General features: G+C 41.3%; 20 protein-coding genes and 1 riboswitch. Of the genes, 18 read left to right on the forward strand and 2 right to left on the reverse strand.

Features of this window, described 5'->3' with window-relative positions; all coding sequences use genetic code 11:
- Positions 1–480: 480 nt before the first annotated feature.
- The 14 genes from MHH46_RS14905 (at position 481) to MHH46_RS14970 (ending at position 17,672) form a co-directional block, all read left to right on the forward strand.
- Positions 481–2,007, forward strand: a complete 1,527-nt coding sequence (locus tag MHH46_RS14905; protein WP_076125852.1) for a TPM domain-containing protein — start codon at positions 481–483, stop codon at positions 2,005–2,007.
- A 174-nt stretch (positions 2,008–2,181) separates the two neighbouring features.
- Positions 2,182–3,309: a phosphodiester glycosidase family protein gene (locus tag MHH46_RS14910; protein ID WP_076125850.1), complete on the forward strand. Its 1,128-nt coding sequence runs from the start codon at positions 2,182–2,184 to the stop codon at positions 3,307–3,309.
- A gap of 120 nt (positions 3,310–3,429) precedes the next feature.
- Positions 3,430–4,362 (forward strand): LysR family transcriptional regulator, encoded by a 933-nt coding sequence (locus tag MHH46_RS14915; RefSeq protein ID WP_076105621.1) that lies wholly within the window; start codon positions 3,430–3,432, stop codon positions 4,360–4,362.
- Positions 4,363–4,378: 16 nt separating this feature from the next.
- Positions 4,379–5,494, forward strand: coding sequence for a 5-methyltetrahydropteroyltriglutamate--homocysteine S-methyltransferase (locus MHH46_RS14920; RefSeq protein ID WP_076125848.1), 1,116 nt, complete (start codon positions 4,379–4,381; stop codon positions 5,492–5,494).
- 139 nt (positions 5,495–5,633) lie between these two features.
- Positions 5,634–6,761, forward strand: coding sequence for a 5-methyltetrahydropteroyltriglutamate--homocysteine S-methyltransferase (locus MHH46_RS14925; protein WP_076190430.1), 1,128 nt, complete (start codon positions 5,634–5,636; stop codon positions 6,759–6,761).
- A gap of 163 nt (positions 6,762–6,924) precedes the next feature.
- Positions 6,925–7,647 carry a YebC/PmpR family DNA-binding transcriptional regulator gene (locus MHH46_RS14930; RefSeq protein ID WP_036678376.1) on the forward strand — a complete coding sequence of 241 codons (723 nt, stop codon included), beginning with the start codon at positions 6,925–6,927 and terminating at the stop codon, positions 7,645–7,647.
- 7 nt (positions 7,648–7,654) lie between these two features.
- Positions 7,655–7,717, forward strand: a riboswitch (Fluoride riboswitch).
- A gap of 67 nt (positions 7,718–7,784) precedes the next feature.
- The gene (locus MHH46_RS14935; RefSeq protein ID WP_076125845.1) at positions 7,785–9,095 is read left to right on the forward strand and encodes a voltage-gated chloride channel family protein; all 1,311 of its coding nucleotides are present in this window, start codon (positions 7,785–7,787) and stop codon (positions 9,093–9,095) included.
- Between the two features lie 445 nt (positions 9,096–9,540).
- Positions 9,541–11,106: an ABC-F family ATP-binding cassette domain-containing protein gene (locus tag MHH46_RS14940; RefSeq protein WP_076190429.1), complete on the forward strand. Its 1,566-nt coding sequence runs from the start codon at positions 9,541–9,543 to the stop codon at positions 11,104–11,106.
- A gap of 95 nt (positions 11,107–11,201) precedes the next feature.
- Complete coding sequence (locus MHH46_RS14945; RefSeq protein ID WP_076190428.1) at positions 11,202–12,491, forward strand: amidase; 1,290 nt, start codon at positions 11,202–11,204, stop codon at positions 12,489–12,491.
- A 169-nt stretch (positions 12,492–12,660) separates the two neighbouring features.
- On the forward strand, positions 12,661–13,251 hold the full coding sequence (locus MHH46_RS14950; protein WP_076125840.1) for an RNA polymerase sigma factor: 591 nt from the start codon (positions 12,661–12,663) through the stop codon (positions 13,249–13,251).
- On the forward strand, positions 13,229–14,854 hold the full coding sequence (locus MHH46_RS14955) for a DUF4179 domain-containing protein (RefSeq protein ID WP_076125839.1): 1,626 nt from the start codon (positions 13,229–13,231) through the stop codon (positions 14,852–14,854). The genes MHH46_RS14950 and MHH46_RS14955 overlap by 23 nt, the downstream gene beginning before the upstream one ends.
- A gap of 89 nt (positions 14,855–14,943) precedes the next feature.
- Positions 14,944–15,171 carry a hypothetical protein gene (locus MHH46_RS14960; protein ID WP_076190427.1) on the forward strand — a complete coding sequence of 76 codons (228 nt, stop codon included), beginning with the start codon at positions 14,944–14,946 and terminating at the stop codon, positions 15,169–15,171.
- Between the two features lie 129 nt (positions 15,172–15,300).
- Complete coding sequence (locus MHH46_RS14965; protein ID WP_076190426.1) at positions 15,301–16,461, forward strand: DHHA1 domain-containing protein; 1,161 nt, start codon at positions 15,301–15,303, stop codon at positions 16,459–16,461.
- A 68-nt stretch (positions 16,462–16,529) separates the two neighbouring features.
- Positions 16,530–17,672: a copper amine oxidase N-terminal domain-containing protein gene (locus MHH46_RS14970; RefSeq protein WP_076190425.1), complete on the forward strand. Its 1,143-nt coding sequence runs from the start codon at positions 16,530–16,532 to the stop codon at positions 17,670–17,672.
- Between the two features lie 74 nt (positions 17,673–17,746).
- Here MHH46_RS14970 and MHH46_RS14975 read toward each other — a convergent pair whose 3' ends face one another.
- The gene (locus MHH46_RS14975) at positions 17,747–18,547 is read right to left on the reverse strand and encodes a polysaccharide deacetylase family protein (protein ID WP_076125834.1); all 801 of its coding nucleotides are present in this window, start codon (positions 18,545–18,547) and stop codon (positions 17,747–17,749) included.
- Positions 18,548–18,914: 367 nt separating this feature from the next.
- On the opposite strand from MHH46_RS14975, the gene MHH46_RS14980 reads away from it, so the two are divergent.
- The 4 genes from MHH46_RS14980 (at position 18,915) to MHH46_RS14995 (ending at position 20,861) form a co-directional block, all read left to right on the forward strand.
- A complete protein-coding gene (locus MHH46_RS14980; RefSeq protein ID WP_076125824.1) occupies positions 18,915–19,316 on the forward strand; it encodes an NUDIX domain-containing protein in 402 nt (133 codons plus the stop codon).
- 190 nt (positions 19,317–19,506) lie between these two features.
- Complete coding sequence (locus MHH46_RS14985; RefSeq protein ID WP_076190424.1) at positions 19,507–19,932, forward strand: DMT family transporter; 426 nt, start codon at positions 19,507–19,509, stop codon at positions 19,930–19,932.
- 31 nt (positions 19,933–19,963) lie between these two features.
- A complete protein-coding gene (locus MHH46_RS14990; RefSeq protein ID WP_076125820.1) occupies positions 19,964–20,422 on the forward strand; it encodes a DMT family transporter in 459 nt (152 codons plus the stop codon).
- Between the two features lie 121 nt (positions 20,423–20,543).
- On the forward strand, positions 20,544–20,861 hold the full coding sequence (locus MHH46_RS14995) for an iron-sulfur cluster biosynthesis family protein (RefSeq protein WP_076125818.1): 318 nt from the start codon (positions 20,544–20,546) through the stop codon (positions 20,859–20,861).
- 99 nt (positions 20,862–20,960) lie between these two features.
- On the opposite strand, the gene MHH46_RS15000 is transcribed toward MHH46_RS14995, so the two are convergent.
- Positions 20,961–21,569 (reverse strand): TetR/AcrR family transcriptional regulator, encoded by a 609-nt coding sequence (locus MHH46_RS15000; protein WP_076190423.1) that lies wholly within the window; start codon positions 21,567–21,569, stop codon positions 20,961–20,963.
- Positions 21,570–21,764 lie beyond the last annotated feature (195 nt).

Here is a 21,764-nt window from a genome sequence, read left to right on the forward strand (position 1 = left end):
ACGCTCAAATCAACAGAATAACGTCTCCTGAGTCCGATGAATCGGCGAAAAGGGTGTTACGGACCGTATTGCAGCTATTTCAGCATTTCAGCTCATTTTGCTGCGTTATCGGACTGTATAGCACTTATTGGCCAACATTTGCGGAAAAGTGGTGTGGTTTTAAGTAAATAGCTGCAACTGAGTCCGATAGCCTGCCGCAAACGCTCAAATAAACAGAATAACGTCTCCTGAGTCCGATGCATCAGTGAAAAGTATGTTATCCAGTAGGGAATTCCAAATCTCCAATGCTCTTGAGTTTGATCCATCAACACAACACGATGATTGCCCCTGAAGTGACTCGCACGCCTCAAATCACCCGCCTCATAAACTCTAACCGTTTTTTCCTGTTGTGTAATTTCCAGTTTAGAATAAAATGGAACTATTCCGCTAACCGCGCGTAACCGATAAATAAGAGAGATAATGATAGATCAGGAGGTACATATGAACACGAGAACTCTAAAAATACTGTTACATACCACACTTGCTGCCTTATTGTTAAGTGTATTGCTTTTGCCGGCCGTAAGTTTAGCCAAAACTGCTGTACCTAAGCATACAGGGTCATTTTATGTGAATGATTTTGCGAATGTGATTGACGAGAAAGCAGAGAATTACATGGTGAACTACGGTATTCGATTACATCAGGCTACTGGAGCTCAAGTTGTGCTTGTAACTGTCGATTCTACTGAAGGGGTTTCGATGGAAGAGTATGCAAAATCGCTTTTCAATAGCTGGGGTGTGGGGGCTGCGGATAAAAATAACGGTCTGCTGCTGCTCCTTTCTATAAAAGATGATGATTATTGGGCGGTACAAGGTAAAGGTATAGAGGAATCATTGCCTAACAGTAAGATTAAAGAGATTCTTTCACAATATCTTGAGCCGGATTTCGCAGCTAAAACATACAGTAATGGTGCTAGGAAGACGTATGGAGCTTTAATTCAAGCTATGGGCGGCACTTGGGCAGAAAATGTTGGCACCAAAAATTACGTATCCGATAATGCGGGTGTGCTCAAAAAAGTAACTAAAGACTATCTGAACGATTCCAGCAACAGATATAAAACAACAACCGGAAGTGGAATTTATGTGGTCACCGTAAAAAATGCTGGAGATAAAACATTGCAGGACTATACCTATATGAAGTTTGCTTCGGTAGGTGCGGGTCCTAAGGATGTTATGCTGGTATTGGACATAGGCGGAGACAACTATCATGTTCTACAAGGCAAGGATATCGACAAGGTTTTAACCAATGAGGCTATTAGTAATATTTTAAATACCGTGCTTGAACCCCAATTTGTGAAAAAAGATTACGGTACGGGAGCTACAACGACAGTTAATTCGTTCTACAGTTTCTTGTTAGCTAGAGCGGATCATCCGCAAGGAGTCACTGGAAACAACGGAAACAATGTTAATCCTGGAACTACAACGAACTCTGGTTCTTCCTCTACTACAGCTACAAGTGGAGGTGAGGCGGTTAGTAAAAGCAAGGCTTTTCTAATTTTCTCAGCGATTTTTGGTTCGCTTATCTTATTTGGATTTACTGCTTCACGACGCAATAGATATATAGAAATGTATGGTTTGCCATTTAATCCATATAGCCAAAGGAATATACGCCGTTATGGTCCTTGGCATGGTCAAGCGGATTACGGTTATGGCAGACGCTGGCACAGACGTTATTATCATCACCACCATAGGAATACAAACAATTCGCAATCAAGTTTCTGGGGAAACAGTGGTGGCGGAGGCTCTACTAACGGTGGCGGTGCAGGAAGGTATTCCTCAAGCAACGAGAACCATGGTGGTGGAGGTTCCAGCAGTGGTGGAGGAGCAGGAAGACATTCTTCAAGCTCATCCAGCCGCAGCTACTCAGATGATGATGATAGAGGCTCATCAGGTGGTGGCGGTTATTCCGGCGGTGGTGGCTCATCAGGCGGCGGTAGCGCTAGCAGCGGCGGTGGAGTAGGAAGACATTAGATTTTGTTTAGCTTTAGATGAGCAGGTAGCCAAGATATTGGAAACCTGCTCTTTTTTGTTTTTGAAATGATGACTATTACTCAAATAGAAACTTTTAACGAAAATCATCGTCTATGATAAGGACGAGTTGTACATATTATCAAATTAGTAATATTTAGGGAGGAATACTCAGAAGTGAGCACTTCATCATTACCTCAACGTTCCAATGCACGCAATAAGAAACCTGTAAAGAAACCAATAAAAAAGCGGAAGAAACGAAGTTTTTTTCGCACCTTATCCAAAGTTTTTTTATTCTGCTTATTCTTAATGATCGCTGCTGGTGGATGGCTTTATTTTGCACCCTCGGCTCAGAACTTACGTTATACAATCGCAGATACGCTAATTACAACACAACATCGCTATATGGCTAAATATATTATAGGTGAAGATCAACTGAAGGACCGGGTAACCGAATATACCGCCCGCTTTGAAGAGATGGGGGACGAAATAGATACACATACGATCGCTCCCGAACCTGAGGTGGTAGAGAAGCCGCTTGTCGAGATTGAGAATGTCTCAGGCAGTGGCTATACCGGATATGTAATGATTGTTAATGATCCAACCAAAGTCCGACTAGGAATACCTAATAAGATTGGTTCAGGTGAAAAAGTAACCAGTATGGTGAAGCGTACAGGCGCTATCGCTGGAGTTAACGGTGGTGGGTTCGCTGATCCGAACTGGAAAGGTAACGGGTTTAAACCCATAGGAATTGTAGTCTCACAAGGTAAGTTATATTACAACGGTCTTGGCGGTAAAAAATCTACACAGATTGTTGGTCTTGATAAACAAGGAAAAATGGTTGCCGGGAATTATACGCTAGATGAGATTAGTAAAATGGGGGTTCAGGAGGCAGTTACTTTTAGCCCGCGGCTAATCGTCAATGGCAAAGGATTGATTAAGAATGCAGCAGAAGGTTGGGGGATTGCACCTAGAACAGCAATGGGTCAGCGGGCAGATGGCGCTATTATTTTTGTGGTAATTGACGGACGACAGCCTACTTATAGTATTGGAGCAAATCTCTATGATGTGCAGCAAATTTTGCTTAAGCATGGAGCTGTGATAGCGGCTAATCTGGATGGTGGATCTTCTACGGTACTAGTAAAAGATAATGAGATTATGAATAAACCCTCATCCCAATATGGTGAACGGTATTTGCCTACAGCTTTTTTAGTTTTTGAGCATCCAGAACAGGTTGATATGCCAAATATCTGGAAAGGACTAGATCCTGCCAAGATTGATGCTGGGAAAAAGAGAACACAATAAGTACGCGTTATTGGGCACATAATAAGGATTATCTTGGAATGAGATGTGTATTTATGCTACGATATCAGCTAGTATGAAACAGAATGTAGTACGAATAGGTCTGGAACAGGGGGAATAGGAGTGACGTTGCAGCAGCTCCGCTACGCTATCGAAATTGCAAATAGTGGCTCCATGAATGAGGCGGCAAAGAAACTCTTTGTTTCTCAACCGAGCCTGTCCAACGCTATTAAAGAGCTTGAAAATGAACTTGGGATTACCATCTTTGAAAGGACGAACCGTGGAATCAGCATTTCTGTAGAAGGAATGGAATTTCTCGGATATGCCCGTCAAATCATTGAACAAACAGAGCTTATGGAGAATCGTTATACTGGGAAAAAGCGTAGCCCAATCTATTTTTCCATTTCGACTCAGCATTATGCTTTTGTGGTAGATGCTTTTGTGAGTCTCATGAAGCAAAGTGATGTCTCAGAGTACAACTTCAGCTTGAGAGAGACGCAAACCTACGACATCATCGAAGATGTGCGTACTCTCCGTAGCGATTTGGGGATTCTTTATATTAACGAGAGCAACTATAAGCATATGAATAAGCTGTTCAGTGACGGTAATCTGAAATTCACGCCACTCTTTAATACTGACCCACATCTTTATGTTAGAACTGGACATCCGCTTGCCCAGAAGGAAAGGATCTCGCAGGACGATATTTTACCTTTTCCGTATATTACTTTTGAACAGGGTGAGAACAATTCACTTCACTTCTCGGAGGAAATGTTAAGTTTTTCTCAGATTGAGAAGAATATTAAAGTGAATGACCGGGCAACCTTGACCAATTTATTAATGGGCACGGACGGTTATACAGTGGGTACAGGAATCATGGCATCCGATCTGAACGGTAATGGACTGAAGACGATTCCATTTGAGAGTAATGAAGTATTCACGGTTGGTTGGATTGCGCATAAAGATCGTAGACCTAGTGTGATGGCATCCAAGTATATAGAAATCTTAAATGACTTGGTTTCCGGAAGTTATTTTGATCTAAATCATTTTTTACTATAGCTGTAGGAGGATCGGTATGATTAGACCCGTAACTGGCACCCAGAGAAATGCTCCACCCTTTCGCTATGATATCGTCGGCAGCTTCTTGCGTACGGAAGAGATTAAAGCAGCCCGCCTCCAATATGAGAATGGTGAAATTACAGGTAGTGAGCTTTATGAAATAGAGAATATTGAGATTGCTAAACTACTGGAATTAGAAAAGGAAGTAGGATTATTAGCAGTAACAGATGGTGAGTTTCGCCGTTCCTGGTGGCATCTTGATTTCTTTGTCGGAATTAAAGGAACTGAAAAGATTAACTTAAACCAAGGGAATGGAAGAGCCGAAACGGTTCAGCGTGCAGAATCATTCCGAATTGTTGACCGGATTGCCTTTGAAGATCATCCCATGCTACAGCAATTTATAAAGCTCAAGGAAATGGCGGGAGACCGGATACCCAAAATGACGATTCCATCACCTGCCCTATTTCACTTTGTGGAGGAGTTTAATGGAAATGAAGTTTACCCTGATAAGGAAACTTTATTTCAAGATATCATAGCGGTTTACCAAACTGCGATTCAAGCCTTTTATGATGCAGGCTGCCGTTACCTTCAGTTAGACGACACAACTTGGGGAACGCTGAGCAGTGGCCGACATCGCGCACATTTGCGCAGTAGAGGTACAGATCCCGATCAGTTAGCGAAGGATTACGTTAGGCTGATCAATGAGAGTATTGCGAATCGTCCGCATGATATGACCATCGCGCTGCACGTTTGCCGAGGTAATTTTCGCTCCACTTGGTTCGCTGCTGGCGGTTATGAGCCTGTTGCCGAGGTGCTTTTTTCCAATACAAAAGTTGATGCCTTTTTCTTGGAATATGATAATGAACGAGCTGGCGATTTCGAGCCCTTACGATTTATTAAAGACCAATTTGTAGTGTTGGGATTAGTAACAACTAAACATGGGGGTCTGGAGAGTAAAGAGCAGCTTAAGGCAAGAATCGAAGAAGCCGCGCAATATGTAGATATTGAGAAGCTGTGCCTAAGCCCTCAGTGTGGATTTGCTTCTACGGAGGAAGGAAATATTCTAACTGAAGAAGAGCAGTGGGATAAAATACGCCTTGTGATCGAAACCGCCCGAGAGGTCTGGTTATAATTAAATAAGCTAATTTGGTGGCCTGCTATAGCGTAAGCTTATGGTAGGCCATAGTTTTTAGGAGTTACCCTGTCCTGATTGTACAGTGCTATAGTGAATTCAACAGAAAAGCACAGACAATGAAGGAGGACGAACCCCTATGAGTACCATCCAAAAAGGAAAACAAAGAACTGAAGTGCCATTCAGAGTAGATATCGTTGGCAGCTTCTTACGTCCGGAAACGATTAAGAGAGCTCGTGTCCAATATCAAAATAATGAAATCTCCGCTGATGAATTGCGCAAGGTAGAAGATACAGAGATTGCCAGAGTTGTGAAAAAACAAAAAGCGGTCGGATTAAAAGGTGTAACGGATGGAGAGTTCCGCCGCTCCTGGTGGCATTTAGATTTTATGTGGGGCCTTGAAGGGGTAACAAAGAAAGTCAGCCCAGTGGGCTACCTGTTTAATGGTGTAGAGACCAGAGCGGAAACTGCAGAATTATCCGGTAAAATCCGTGGGACTAGCCATCCAATGATCGCTGACTACAGACAATTGGTTAGCATAGCGGGAAATGATGTAGTAGCGCGCCAAACGATTCCTTCGCCAGCGCAGTTCCTTGCTGAACTTCAGCGCAATCAAAAGACTACTGTAGCTGTTTACGACAAGCAGGATGAACTTGTGGCTGATATTGCTGCAGCTTATCGTGAAGTTATTCGTGATTTCTATGAGGCAGGTTGCCGTAATCTGCAATTGGACGACTGCACATGGGGTATGCTCTGTGATAAAGGATATTGGGAAGCACGTCAAAAAGAGGGTGTAGATGTTAACGAAATCGCTAAGTTATACGCATTTGTAAATAACGAAGCGATTAAAGATCATCCAGCAGATATGGTTATCACGATGCATGTATGCCGTGGAAACTACGCGTCCACTTGGGCAGCATCCGGCGGATACGAGCCTATCGCAGAAGTGTTATTTGGAACGGTGGATGTAGATGGTTTCTATCTGGAGTTCGATACGGATCGGGCCGGAGACTTTGCACCCCTTAGATTTATTAAAGATCAACAAGTAGTTTTAGGTTTGTTCAGTTCGAAGTCAGGTGAGCTTGAGAATAAAGAAGAAATCATTGGACGGATTAAAGAAGCTGCGCAATATGTGGATATCAATCAGTTGTGCCTGAGCCCACAATGTGGTTTTGCCTCTACGGAAGAAGGAAACCATCTGACAGATCAACAGCAATGGGATAAACTGCAGTTTATTAAAGAGATTGCAGATGAAATTTGGCAGTAATCTATAAAAAATTAGCAGGCTCCTGATTGAATCAGGGGCTTTTCTATCTGTATTGTGACAGCTTAGAGGATTAACCTACTACTGCACTTTACTAGAGCTATCGAAGAAGGGTATAATAAGTAACAATTGTTTTTAATTCATGTTGAAAGAGAGCGGGAACAATATGGGTCGTAAGTGGAATAATATTAAAGAAAAGAAAGCTTCCAAAGACGCAAACACAAGTCGTGTTTATGCAAAGTTTGGTGTTGAGATTTATGTAGCAGCAAAGAAGGGCGAACCCGATCCAGAAGCGAACCGGGCCCTGAAAGTTGTATTAGAACGTGCAAAAACTTACAATGTACCAAAAGCGATCATTGACCGTGCGCTTGATAAGGCTAAAGGTAGCGCTGAAGAAAATTATGAAGAGCTTCGTTATGAAGGATTTGGACCTAGCGGTTCAATGATCATCGTTGATGCGCTCACAAATAACGTTAATCGGACAGCTCCATTGATCCGTTCAACCTTCAGTAAGAATGGCGGAAATATGGGTGTCAGCGGATCAGTAGCTTACATGTTTGACTCTACGGCCGTTATAGGTGTGGAAGGTAAAACTGCTGATGAAGTAATTGAAATGATGTTTGATGCAGAACTTGATGTACGCGATGTGCTGGAAGAGGATGATGCAGTTATTGTTTATGCAGAACCTGATCAGTTCAATGCAGTGCAAGAAGTATTCAAGAATGCAGGCATCACTGAATTTACTGTTGCTGAGTTAAACATGCTTCCACAAAACTATGTGGCACTCCCAGAAGATGCTCAAGCTCAATTCGAGAAATTGATTGATGCTTTGGAAGACCTGGAAGATGTTCAACAAGTGTATCATAACGTAGATTCAGAAGAAGAATAATTTAAGTTTTATAAAGGGCGATGGAGTTCGCCGTAACTGTCTCTCTAAGACTAATGACTCCTACCAGTGTGAGCTTCCCTGGTAGGAGTCTGTTTTATTGTTGAGACTAATTTATTTTGTCCTTAGGAGCTGTCGAGATGAATCCATGGTCTACCCGATGGTTTGAAATCACTAAGAAGCGAAGTTATTTTGCTCTTTGGAGTACATTTATCAAATGGATTGTGCTCGGCAGTGTAGTTGGTATTTTATCCGGCACCGCCTCTGCTTTTTTTCTAAAAAGCTTGGATTACGTAACAGATGTACGTTTAGAGCATCCAGGGCTACTTTATTTGTTGCCTCTTGGGGGAGTATTTGTTAGTTTCCTATATATGCGTTACGGAAAAAACAGCGCTAAAGGAAATAACCTTATTATAGAACAAATTCAGGATGGTAACGAGACCATTCCATTACGGATGGCACCCTTAGTATTGTTCGGGACACTGGTAACCCACTTATTTGGTGGATCCGCTGGGCGTGAAGGGACAGCTGTTCAAATGGGCGGAAGCCTTGCGGAATGGTTCGGAAAGCTGATTAAAATCAGTCCTCTGGATCGTAAGATACTGTTAATGTGCGGGATCAGTGCAGGCTTTGGTTCTATTTTCGGAACACCGCTGGCTGGAACCTTATTTGGTCTAGAGGTAGTAACCATTGGACTTATTAGCCAACAGGCATTACTTCCATGTTTTGTGGCTAGTTTTGTTGGTGATCTGGTCACCACTCGATTGTGGGGTGTTCATCATACACACTATGTAGTGAACGAATTTCCAGCTTTAAGTTTAATGATTATTCTAAAAGTGGTATTGGCCTCTGTAATTTTTGGTCTCGTGAGTATGCTTTTCAGTGAACTGACTCATTTTCTAAAAAAAATCTTCACCGCCAGGATAAGCAATCCAATGATAAAAGGTGCCGTAGGTGGATTAATTATCATTGCCTTAGTATTCCTTGTAGGGTCTCGTGATTACTTAGGCCTCGGAATTCCGTTAATCAAGGATTCTTTTGAGGGAGATGTCTCGCCGTTCGCTTTTTTATGGAAGCTGATCTTTACCGCCTTTACCTTAGGAACAGGATTTCAGGGTGGTGAGGTTACTCCGTTATTTACGATTGGTGCCACACTAGGAAATGTCTTGGCTGGAATATTACATGTGTATGGACCCTTTTTAGCTGCCCTCGGTTTTATTGCTGTCTTCTGTGGAGCTACTAGCACGCCTATCGCTTGCTTCTTAATGGGGATCGAGCTGTTTGGTTCGGAAGGAGCCATATACATGTTTATCGCTTGTGTGGTGAGTTATTTATTCTCCGGACATAGTAGTATTTATACTTCACAGCTTATTGGTGTATCGAAGAGCCAGTTCATTACTATTCCTCAAGGGACTAGGATCGGTACGGTCAAACGCGCCCGCAAAAAATAACAGCACCTCTCGGATGGTGGTTGACAAGTGCGGATACACGATTTAAAATGTAGCCAAACGAAGGGATGGTTCAACATGATTCATGTGGAAACTGAAAAATTATATACCAGAAGCTGCTCCGAACAATCGGATACAAACGATGAAACGTTGTCCGGAGCTTAATCAAAAAGCGAATCGCTTTTTATATCATCGAAAGCTAGCTAGGTCATTTTAGTGTGATTATTCATGCTTATTTGATTACGCCATCTTCCGATGTTAATGATTAAGAGGCTGTAGACAATTTTCGTCTACAGCCTTTTGTGTTTATAATGTTCAGTTTCCAAACTGACAATTATCTATTTGTGCCGTCTATTCGTGCACTAATAAGCAGAAGGCTTGCGCCCAAGGGCGCGGTGTCTTCTGCTTTTTTTGTGCTTAAAAACAATTATAGAAAAGAGGAAAGCAAATGAGTTTACTTGAGGTTTCTAATGTATCACATGCTTTTGGAGATAAAGTGCTGTATAAACAGGTTTTTTTGGAAGTCTACAAAGGGGAGCATGTAGGTGTAGTGGGTCAGAATGGAACAGGGAAAAGCACATTGATTGGTATTCTGACGGGCGAGGTGATTCCTGATGGTGGAACGATTAAATGGCAGCCCAATATCAAAATAGGTCATCTTGATCAATACGCGGTTATTGATGGGTCAAGTACCGTTCAAAGTTATTTAAGGAGAGCGTTCACTGAATTATACGAAATGGAAGAAAAGATGAATGCACTTTATGCGGAATGTGCTGTTTCTGGCAATGAAGTGCTTTTGCAGAAGGCAGCAGACCTTCAGGAACGACTTGAGGCGCTCGACTATTATTCTATCGAGAGCAATATCAGTAAAGTGGTTACGGGGCTAGGACTAAATGCAATGGGGATGGACCGTCCTATTGATCAGCTTAGTGGGGGGCAGCGAACCAAAGTTATATTGGCAAAGCTGTTGCTTGAACAACCTGATGTGTTATTGCTCGACGAGCCCACCAATTATCTCGACACCACGCATATTAACTGGCTTGCTGAATATCTGATAGCGTTCGATCAAGCCTTCATTGTGGTCTCTCATAACTACACTTTTCTCGATAAAATATCAACAAGCATTTGCGATATTGAAGGGGAAACGATTAAAAAATATCATGGCAAATATGCTGATTTTTTGAGACAGAAGGAGCATTTTCGCGAAAGCCATATCCGGCAGTACCATGCACAGCAGAAAAAAATTGAAGCCACTGAGCAATATATCCGGAAAAATGGTGCTGGTGTTAATTCTAGAATTGCCCGTGGCCGTCAGAAGCAGCTGGATCGTATGGAGAGAATCGCTGCACCGACGTTTGTCACTAAAGCATCTATCCGTTTTCAAGAGCTTCCTGTTACTGCACAAGTTGCGCTTAGAGTAGACCATCTTGTGGTTGGTTACGATAAGCCGCTGCTGCCAAAATTAACATTTTCCATTCGAGGAGGACAAAAGATAGTCATAGCAGGCTTTAACGGCATCGGAAAATCAACATTGCTGAAAACATTAGTTGGTCAGATCCCCTGTGTTGCCGGAGCATTCCGCTTTGCCGAACAAGTCTCTATTGGTTACTACGAGCAAGATTTAATTTGGGAAAACGATAGCATGACACCCATTGAAATCGTCGCATCGTTTTATCCAAAATTGACTATTAAGGAAATACGTCGTCATTTATCATTATGTGTTGTAAAAGATAGTCACGTTACACAGCCTATCCGTTCACTCAGCGGTGGCGAACAATCCAAAGTTAAGCTATGTCTTTTATTACTTACAGCATGTAATTTCTTAATCTTAGATGAGCCCACTAATCACTTAGATGCCGAAACAAAAGATGCTTTACAGAATGCTTTAATCCAATTTAAAGGTACAGTGATTCTAGTTTCTCATGAGGAGCAATTTTATCAAGGGTGGGTGGATCGTGTAATCAATATTGTGGATGAAAATAGAAATAGAGAACTAAAGTATAGCCATAGATAAGGTTAACTAGTAACATGAAGCTGTTCCAAATTAATACAATCGTCTTCAAATGGCTTCCTGGTTTAAGTGAATATTAAGGAGGGCTCCAATCAGACATGTACATTAATAAATCTTCGTTAGCTCAGTTTGCTCAGGGCAATAAGACCTCAGATGTGACCATGGATAGATATCTTACGCAGTATTTAGATCTTTACAATAAAGTAGAACCACACGTGCGTGCTTTTGTGCCAGAGGAGAACCGAGCAGATAGAATAAAAAATGAAGTGGCTAGGGTAAGAGAGAAGTATTCGGAATTTCCTAACCCATCGCTATATGGAATACCTGTTGGGATCAAAGACTTAATTCACTTAGACGGGTTGCCTACCCGTGCAGGGTCGAACCTTCCCCCACAAGCATTGACGAAGTCTGAGGGCAGTTTTATTCAAAAGCTTCGGCAAAAAGGGGTTTGGTTCACCGGCAAAACAGTGACGGAGGAATTTGCTTATGCCGGACCTATCACAACCCGCAATCCTCATCAGCTAAATCATACGCCTGGCGGCTCTAGTGCAGGCTCTGCTGCTGCGGTTGCCGCGGGTATCTGTCCATTTGCGATAGGTACACAAACCTTGCGTTCTGTTATGGCACCTGCTTCATTTTGCGGAGTGGTCGGCTTTAAACCTAGTTATGGGCGTATCCCTATAGATGGTGTCCAATTGATGTCGCCATCTTTTGATACGTTTGGATTTTTCACTCAGGATATGGAGGGTATGGACTTTCTCGCCGCGGAGCTAATAACAGAATGGAAACCATTTAATGAAGCTCATAAACCTGTGCTAGGGATACCCGAAGGTGTATACATGACATTATTGGAGGATGACACCAAGATAACCTTTCAGAAGCAGCTTAAGAAGCTTGAGGAAGCAGGGTTCAGCATAAAAACAGTTGCGATGCCGTGGGAAGATAGCTTTATCTACGGAGATGCCATGGTGCGGTTTGTTCACGGAGAAATGGCGCAAGTCCATCATTCACTATTTGATATTTATAAAGATCTTTATGAGGATACCGTACGGCAGGCTATTTTATCTGGACGAACCATCACTGAGGAAGAACTGGAAGGATATCGTAGCGGACAAATCAAGCTCAGAACCGATCTATTAGATGTGCAGAAGTCACAGGGGATTAATTTGTGGGTTTCGCCAGCTCAGGCAGGAACAGCTCCGCTGTGGGGTTCACGAACCGGATGGACCGGAATGACGGCCATTTGGTCATATGCTGGAGCGCCTGCGGTGAGTATTCCAGCTGCCTCTATAAATAACATGCCATTAGGATTTCAATGTATCGGGGCATATGGCAGGGATGAAGAGTTAATTTATTGGAGTAAAGTGGTTTCTTTAGCGCTTCAGTGATTCTATGGCTTTAGAAATGGATCAATTATTGTATTTTGTTCTAAAACGTAATCGGTAGATTACACAGTAGGTCTTCGTTTTATTTGAAGATCTACTTTTTTTTGTATAAAGTGAGAGTTTTTTTAATAGGGATCGTCTATATAGTATCGTGCTTCAAGGAGGCTTCAAGGTGAAGGGACATGTACCGAAAGTTGAAAAAGAGGATGAGAGGCTATGGATCCAAAATGTTCTCGATGGGCATAAAGAAGACTATTCGTATCTTGTAAATCGATATAAGAATAAAATTTATGGGCTTTTGCGAGGAATGGGAGCCAATCATCAAGATGCACAAGACATAACGCAGGAGACGTTTATTAAAGCTTACCGTAAGCTGGCCTCACATGATTTGGATAAGAATTTTGCGGCGTGGCTATATGCTATCGCGACTAATTTACTGAAGGATTTGTGGAAAAAAGACCGACCGACAGCGAGTTTGCCGGACGACAATGCCGAACATTCTCTTTCGGATAATCCAGAAGAAGAATTAATGCGATCGGAGCATCGCACAGAGCTGCTTCACCTGATGCAGAAGCTCCCGTCTAATTATCGTACGGCTTTACTGCTTCGTTATACCAATGATTTAAGCTATGAAGAAATGTGTATGGTTCTAGATGTTCCATTAAGCAAGATTCAAAATGATTTATACCGGGCTAAACAGCGTTTGAAGCAGCTAATTACACTCCAGGAGGTGAAGACCGATGAGGTGCTTAAATTCCTATGAGATCGAAGAATATATTTTAAGCAAATCTATCTTACGAGATCAAGCCGTAGCTGAACATATGGCAACTTGTACGCATTGTAATATGATCTACGAAGCAGAGCTTGAGGAACAAGCTGAATGGTCGCAGGCTATGTATGAAGAGCGCTTACCAGATTCATTTACTGCTCAAGTAATGGCTTCTTTGGAACAAGTAGAGCTTGAGGAATTTACTCCAACACAAAGGAATCGCAAGCATCCGAAGCGCAATAAGTTGCTGAGATTATTTATGGGTGCGGCGTTGTTACTGGTTGTGCTAAGTGCCGTGATCTTATATTCCGTTCCTACACTGGCAGAGACTTTACGTTCTCTTTTTGTAAAAAACAACATGGACATTGGCCTTCTACGAGCACAAGAATTTGGGTTGGTAGAGCATCCTAATATTAAGGTGAAGGATAAGGGCTACACAATCAAAATAGATGAAGCAGTGGCAGATCCTACACGGGTAATTGTTGCGTTACAGTTGTTTGGACCAGATGGAAAGCATGATAAAAAGCGGTTGGCCCTTAATGATGGGAACAGTATTGCGATTAAGGATGATCAAGGGAAGGTTGTTGGGGAGTTATACGATATAGGATTTACCAGTGACTTTTACTATTTGATCGCTAATTTCACTGAACCTCTGCAAACTGATCGAATTACGGTCGAAGGTCATATTACTGAATTGGGAAGTGAACGCAAGAACATCCCTACTCTTAAAGGCGATTGGAATTTCAATTTTTCTATGGATATGACAGAAGCGAATAAACAAACAACCTCCATGCCACTAACGGGTAGCTACACCTCCCCGGACGGTTTAACTGTGACCTTGAAAAAATTAACTCATATGGTGCAAGGTGTTCGTTTTGAGTTTGATACGCAATTGAGTGAAGAGGCATTGACCCGTTCTCCTGGCGAACTATGGAAGCAACAGGGCTTGAAATTCCATTTTGAGGATACAGCAGGCGAAGAGATTCACAGTGTTAATGCTAGAAAGTTTCCTAATAAGAATAGCGTGATGTCCTACTCTAACCTTCCCGGGGCAACAAAGGGACTTATGCACTGGAGCTATACGTTTAAATATTTACCTCAGGATACGCCTTATACTTTCGTATTGGATGGATATTTCATCCCAGAGAAGGATGGTTCTAGTGTGCAATTTGAGCCTGCCAAGTTGAAAGAACAGCCGATTCCCTTTGCATTTGACGGGGATGAACTGATGTTAAATGATTTTACAGTGGAGTCATCTCCCGATAACAATGTATCAGCGAAGGAAGGTGTATTACATTTTAGAGGAAGATTGAGAAATGAGTTTTTAAATAGTGAATGGATATTTAAGACACTAGATGGCAAGGAGTACAAACTCACTGAACAAGGAGCTTTTACTACTAAAGGGGTAGGATGGAAAGATGGTTATATTGAATTTATCGAGTCTCAGTCAAATAATCAAAAGAAATATTTCCAATTCCGTGCCGATGGCCTTACACAAATTCCCGAGCAGCTTCAATTAGTGCGCACGATAAACAATCGAATGTATGCTAATGTAGACTGGTCCGTTCCTATCATGGAAGCTAGCAAAAAAGAGTAAATATAGTTATTTGGTTTCCGGATTGTACAAGCAAATAAGGGGGAATAAGCATCTCATATACTATCACAATCGAAAAGAGGTGGTAGTTTATGACTGCTGCAGAGAAGAGAAAAATTCAAAGAGCTTTGAACGCATTGCGTAAGCAAAGAGTGGTTCTGAAAGAAAGTCTTAAAAGAATTGAAGCCATTCTTTGCAGGTTGCCTATTGGCAGTCGTGAAAGATTTGAATTGTTAGCAGTAAGAGACTCAATAGTAGAAGCGCTTCGACTAAATGCAATTGCCATTAGAAATTTAAAAGATGCTACTTGTTCTTGTTAATTACCCTAATACCAGTTCTACGCAGTTTTTGCGTGGAGCTGGTTATTTTGAAATAATAAGATTCAAACTATCCGTTATGATACTATAAACTTAATATGTCGATAACGTAAAAAAGAGAGGAAACCATTTATGACCAACAAACTATACTACAATTCTACATACCAGACTGATTGGCCAACCCGTGTGACTGAAACCATAGAACGAGAAGATGGGCTTTATGTTCTTTTGGAGGAGACGGCTTTTTATCCGCATGGTGGTGGACAACCCTGTGATCTTGGATCTATTCAGGGAATTCCTGTGCTTGATGTAATCAGTGAGGAAGAGCTTGTACTGCATAAGCTGGAACGTTTACCTAATGAGGAATCGGTAACTTGTCAGATTGATTGGAATAGAAGATTTGACCATATGCAGCAGCATAGTGGCCAGCATTTGCTCTCAGCGGTTTGTCTAGAAAAACATAACTTTATGACCTTAAGCTTTCATTTAGGTGAGGACTATTGCACTATTGATATAGAAGTTTCAGAACTGTCTGCTGATCAACTGTACTCCATAGAGAGAGAAGTTAATCGGCAGATTTACTTAAATCACAATATTCTCAGTTATTTCGTAACAGGGGAAGAGGCTGCACAGCTTAAATTGGTTAAACAGCCAAAAGTGACAGAGAACATCCGGATTGTTGAGATCAAAGATGTTGAATACAACGCTTGTGGGGGGACACATGTGTCCTCAACGGGTGAAATTGGAATGATTAAGCTTTTAAAAGCTGAGAAAATAAAAGCGAACACGCGGATTTATTTTAAATGTGGATATCGTGCTTTAGAGGAATTTAATACTAGTCAGCAAATCCTTGGAACACTGTCTTCCAAATTCAACACAGGCAAAGATGAGATTATTGATCGAATTGAAAAATGGGAAAATGAACAAAAGCTGCTGCAAGCTGAAATTTACCTGCTTAAAGAAAAAAATGACGACTATGTTGTGCAAGAGCTTTTAAATGAGCAAGCGGGAAAGATGATCGCACAAGTATTTGAAGATAAATCGCTAAAAGATCTACAGAGCTTAGCTAATAAGCTGACTTCGAAATGTGATCTTCCTGTATTATTAGCTACTTCTGCGGAGAATAAGGTTGTGTTTGCGCAGAACGGGAGCACGGAGATTTCCTGTGGAGCTTTTTTCAAAGCTCATCTAGGCAGCTATAATGGTAAAGGCGGGGGCAGCGATAAACTGGCGCAAGCAGGATTCCCAACTTGGGAGGATGCTTTGGCATTTTATGAGTTTGCTAGAGGGTGAGAAGAAACTTTTTCCATTATCTTCCGTCTAATTACATATGATTATAAGGTCGAAGGAGACGGATAGAAATGAATAAATGGAAGGTAACACTAGGGATCTTTGCAGTTTTGATTTTAAGTACTGGGTATGGAGCGGTATCTGCGCAAGCAGACAAGCAAATTCAATTCAACTATAAAGAAATTGGAATCAGCAGTAAACAAGTGATCGCGGAGAATACAACTTTTGTACCCTTGAAATCACTTGCAGATGCTATGGGTTATACGTTATCGTGGGATCAAAAGTCCAAAATGGCCAAGCTGGTACGTCCAGAGCGTGAAGTCATCTTCACCGCGGGTGCTGCAACGTCAAAAGTGAACGGGGCAGCGATGGCATTAACAAAATCTCCGCGTATCATAAAAGGTTCGTTGTACATGCCCTTGGTCTCTGCAGTCAGTGTACTTGGGGGTAAAACCGCGTTTAATAAAACGGATGGGGTTATCCAAATCGTAGATGAACCTAGATTTGTTGCTGCTTCTGTAGAAGGTAGATCCTATTGGATATCTCAAAAAAACGCAAATTTATATTACCGGGCTACGGCAGCTGGGAAACCAGTAATTATTGGCCAACTACCCCTTAAGGAGTCAGCTTACAATCATGGATTTGAGATTAAAAAACTTGGAAATGGCACGGACTTACTTCAATTAACGGACAATCATTATGCAATGTTTTATGATTTCAACAGCAGCTATCAGGTACTAGTTCAAGCAGGTACAATAATTAAGCAAATGGATTATCAATATATGATTCCGGCTTATCCACACGCGCCTCAAGTGCCTTCCACTCAGGTGTATATGACCGATGGGAAGAACGTTCAGTATATTACTAAGGATGGCGGTTTGGGCAAGTTGTTTGAGATGGAGAAATTAACCGGGGCAACCGGTGATTTCATAGTGGAGTACGCCGCGGAGGATGTGGCACTCGTTCGCTTATTAGATACAACTCAATTATATATTGTCTACAGCAGTACAGGAGAAATCGTCAATCTCAGTGAACAACTGATTACTAGTGAGGATCGTAAAGAATGGGATAAAGTAAATGATGGCAGAGATCAATACATTCTGAGCAGAATGTTAGGGATGAAAAGCCGTAAGGGGAATGTACTGACATTCACCTATACGCCAATCCTTGAAGAAAAAGCAAAAACAGTGACATATACACTTCAAGCGAAATAATTCGGAATCACATCAATATAATTAGTACAAAAAAAGAGCGATGTTGAACATCGCTCTTTTTTATGTATTTATGATTATTTCGTTGTCATCATACTTCCACCCTTAATCTGAACGGGTTGATCATTTATAGATACCCAAACATCTATGGCAGAATTGTTGCGGATAATCGTTTTGTCGGCACTTAATTTCAGTGAATACAGGGCAGTGACATAATCATAAATCTCAATATTAGTAGCGTACCAAATATCTGAATGTCCACCTGCTTGTTGGCAAAAAGTTTCGATTAGCTCCCAATTGTTCTGCTGTGCGAACTCATAGCTATGGCCCCAAACATAGCAGAGTCTTAGTTTCTGGGAGGGTCCTTCCATGGTGAATCGCTCCCAAACCTGATGCAGATCTTCAATATGGTGGCAGGTTGGATGCCATTCCATGAAATTAAGAGGCATATCAAACTGTTTGGTAGAGTGAACAGTGCGGCTGTATTCAATTCCAACGGACTGAAGTGGTGCAATTATCTCCTGAGAGTATGTACCGTAGGGGTAGGACATGCCTCGCACTGGATAATCCACCAGCTTTTCCAATCGTTTACGGTCTTCGAACAGCTCTTCAATTACCATCGGTAAAGGAAGACGCTCTAGATGTGGGTGAGTAACGGAATGGGCGGACACTTCATGATTCCTGAGCGAATGCTTAACATCAGCGGGCGATAAGAACCCAGGTGCATTGATCATTGCACTATTTAAATGGAAGGTCCCTTTAATTCCATATTGATCAAAAATACCAGCCAAGCGGATATCGTGTTTCTGGCCGTCATCATAGCTCATAGTGAGCGCCTTTGATAATCCGCCTGGGAATAAGTTGAATTGAAGTTTCATGAATTCACACTCCTATAATTTGGTGAGCTTGAAAGTACTTCTTCCAATTATAAACAATTAACGTTATAATCAGATTCCACGTTTGAAAAGGAAAGAGTTTTCAGTGAAAAATATACACTTAAGGAGAGATGCTATCTGCCTGACTTTCTCTACGTTGTAAAGCTACTCTATGTAAAAGACAAAAGAAACTCACTTTTATATTTTATCACTAACCTGCTGAGCCCACCAATTCTATTTGCAGAGCTGTTCATAACGAAATATGTGGTTGACCTAAGCTGCACATACAAAAATCAAATATAGACGTTGTATAAATAGATGGTCTTGGCTGTATGATATAATTATTAGAAAAAAATATGGGGAGAACTGTATGACTACAATCATTGATAAAATTGCATGGATTCATATTCAGAATGGACAAGTTTTGTGTGCGCGTTCCAAAGGGAAAGATACCTATTATTTGCCTGGAGGAAAAAGAGAAGCTGGAGAAACAGACGAGGAGACGCTCGTGCGCGAAATCGAGGAAGAGATCTCTGTTCGTATTAAACCAGAAACCATCTCCTATTTTGGAACCTTTGAAGCGGAAGCTCACGGTAAAGCTGAAGGCGTCATAGTTAAAATGACATGTTATATCGCGGATTTTGAAGGTACACTTAGTCCTGCGTCGGAAATTGAAGAGTTATCCTGGTTATCTTATAAGGATCGAAATCGTGTTTCAGTCGTTACACAGATCATTTTCGATCAATTGCATGAGCATAAATTACTTTCCTAATTCACAATTTAAAGTTCTGAAAGCCCGTTTTAAGCCTAAGAGATGGCTTGAGGCGGTCTTTTTTTTGAAAATATACGAAAGGCTTATAGGGGCAACAACATCGTTTATTTTGGTTTAGGACAGATGTCCTTTTTTAAAGGCCTGAATTGCTTTTTAATATGTAAGAGATCGAAGTTGAGGAGAGAGAGAAATGAGAGGAATTATATTTGCGTTTTTAGCGGGGGCTTGTATCACTCTGCAAGGAGTATCTAATGCTCGAATTAGTCAAGATATTGGGACTTGGCAAGCTGCGACAATTACACAGTTAACAGGATTTATCATGTCGTTACTAATCCTTTTATTTGTTAGAGATGGGAAATGGCAAGGATTAAAAGAAGTAAAACCATTATATCTAATTGGCGGATCTTTTGCCGCAGTCGTTATTTTCAGTGAAGTCACTGCCATTCAACAGATTGGCGTTACTTTTACTATATCGACATTGCTCATTGCACAGCTATGCTTGACCTTCTTAATTGATATTAAAGGCTGGTTTGGGATGGAAAAACGACAAATGAGACTCCCACAGTTTATTGGAATAGGGTTGATGATTGCTGGAGTAGTGATTTTGAAATTCTGAGAATACAATCAACAACTGGAGGAGTTACGTTATGATTTTAGGGTTAATATTAGCGCTTGTCGCGGGTTCATTCGTTAGTTTACAAAATATTTTTAATACGAAGGTTAATCAAAAGGTTGGATCTTGGGCCACAACGACGTTAGTATTAGGGTTGGGTTTTCTGGCTTCCTTTATCATGAGTCTTATCTTTGAAGGCGGCCGAATATTTACTTTGCGAAATATGGAGCCTTGGTACTGGATCAGCGGATTGATCGGGGTGGGTGTAGTAATCTGTCTCGTGCAAGGCACCAAACGTCTTGGGCCAACCTATGCGATCTCGATCGTATTAATCTCTCAGCTTGGGTTTGCTTTATTGTGGGATTCCCTCGGCTGGTTAGGGCTTGAAAAGGTTCCATTCACCTGGAAGCAGTTGGTCGGAGTACTCGTGATTGTTGGCGGTATTCTAGTGTTTAAGCTAGGGGGTGCCCGGGAGACTCAAAAGTCGGCTTAATTTATCCTCAGACTCATGTTTGTCAAAATAGAAGTGATGGCAGTCACACGAGAGTGAAAGCAAATCAATCTATACTTTGGGAAAGTAGTAACTCAATTATAAATAAGGAGCAGATCATCCAATGTTCATACAATTGAACTCTCTAACTACAGAAAAGTTAAATGAAAACCTTGGTGAACGACCAGGTTATTTTAAATTGTTCTTCGATACAGAGGGCTGTGGTTGTAATGGCGTGATCGTAATTCAGATTATTAGTGAACCCCATGCTACAGATATTGAAGTTCAGAAAGAGCCCTTTACTTTTTTTGTGGACCGTCAACAGGAATCTTTATTTGATGAACAGATGCGACTTGAAGCAGATGAGAATTACCCGTCATTCAGATTAAGTAGTGATTCGGGCCTGTTAGGAAGCAATATTCGAGTAAAAGATATTCGCTGAGTAGAGCACTGCTACTAAAAACCAGAGCATTTGAGATCATCTCTCAATGCGCTGGTTTTTTAAATTTCGTTCCTATATATGGCACTTGCAATTCATTTCTTACCCATTAGATTTTTTCATAAAAGCTATATGGTCTATTTTGCTGTTCACCAGTGTAATTAACTGTTCTGCCATATAGCTCGCCGAATATTTGAAATTGACTTCAGCCCAGTGCATAATGACACCTACTGTAGCAGACATTTGGTAACTTAACATAATTTCATAATCCACAGGAGCAGCATCAGCTTCTATCTCAATTCGCATATCCTCACGCATGGATTCCCGTAAACGGTCGAACAGTTCAACAGTCATTTTCCCTCGTTCCACTGCGGATAAGGCTAAAAACTCCGCTTTATGCCCCTCAATATATTCGAACAGCTGCAGAATGGAAGGGAAGACCTCCGTTGCCTCAATACGTTCCAATCCCTCATAAGGGTCTAATAGCGCCTCTCCTATACCCTGTAGAAATTCATCATGTATTTCCTTAAGCAAAGCCTCTTTACTCTCAAAATGTTTATAAAAAGTCCCTCGATTGTAATCCGCTCGATTAGTCACGTCCAATATCGTAACTGAATCATAGCTATTTTCCAATATTAGCTCAACGAATGCAGATTTCAGAGCTTGGCGTGTTCTTCTGGTTCTTCTGTCTTCATGTTCTTCCTGTATCAAAAAAACTACCTCCAGCTATGATCTTTTTATCGTTCATTTATAGTTCTTACTTTAAAAGTAACAAAAGATCAGCTAATGTTCAAGATTTAGACATAAGTAAACACGTAGAGCAAGTATGTTGGTTAGGCGACATTACTTAAAATTCTGATTATTGAACAGGTTAACTAATGGGGTGTACTCTAGTAATAGAGATAG

Source organism: Paenibacillus sp. FSL H8-0175 (assembly GCF_045040615.1).
GTDB classification, from domain to species: domain Bacteria; phylum Bacillota; class Bacilli; order Paenibacillales; family Paenibacillaceae; genus Paenibacillus_AQ; species Paenibacillus_AQ odorifer.